The 477-nt window shown below is 78.4% G+C and carries 2 protein-coding genes; both read right to left on the bottom strand.

Features of this window, described 5'->3' with window-relative positions; all coding sequences use genetic code 11:
- Positions 1–156: ATP-binding cassette domain-containing protein (locus A4V12_RS34690; RefSeq protein ID WP_159028854.1), on the bottom strand; the 156-nt coding region annotated here is incomplete at its 3' end.
- Positions 157–268: 112 nt separating this feature from the next.
- Positions 269–477 (bottom strand): hypothetical protein (locus tag A4V12_RS38560; protein WP_234372146.1); only part of this gene is annotated, 209 nt, incomplete at its 5' end.

The following is a 477-nucleotide window of genomic DNA, read 5'->3' as shown; positions in this document are numbered from 1 at the left end:
CCCGGCGAGCAGCCGCAGCAGGGTCGACTTCCCGGCGCCGTTCACGCCGACGAGGCCGATCACGTCACCGGGTGCGACGACGAGGTCCAGGCCGGTGAAGAGGGAGCGTTCGCCGTGGCCGGCGGCGAGGTCCTTGGCGACGAGGGTTGCAGTCATCAGGGGGTCGATCCTAGGCCAGGGCTGTGCGGCGCCCGGCGCGAGGGCGGGGGCGCGGGCCGGGGGCGGGCTGGGGGCCTGGGGGGGGTCGCGCGGCGCGGGGCGGTCGTGGTCAGGACGCCCTCCCTGGTGTGGTCGGTGGGGTGCCGGCGGTGAGGACGCCGCCGGCCCGGGTCGCGGGCGCGAGGGCGAAGTACGCGTGGGTGTCGTGGCGCGCCGGCGCGCGCGGCTCGCCGTGACCGAGGCCGTGGTCGAGACCGGACCCGTGTCCGGCTCGTGCTCGTGCGGGGCGGGCATGCCGGGTGTACGCCCGCCCCGGAC

The sequence above is a fragment of the Streptomyces noursei genome (assembly GCF_001646665.1).
In the GTDB taxonomy this organism is placed as follows: domain Bacteria; phylum Actinomycetota; class Actinomycetes; order Streptomycetales; family Streptomycetaceae; genus Streptomyces; species Streptomyces lavendulocolor.
Note: the sequence above shows the minus strand (reverse complement) of the source record. Positions and strands in the feature narration are given on the sequence as shown.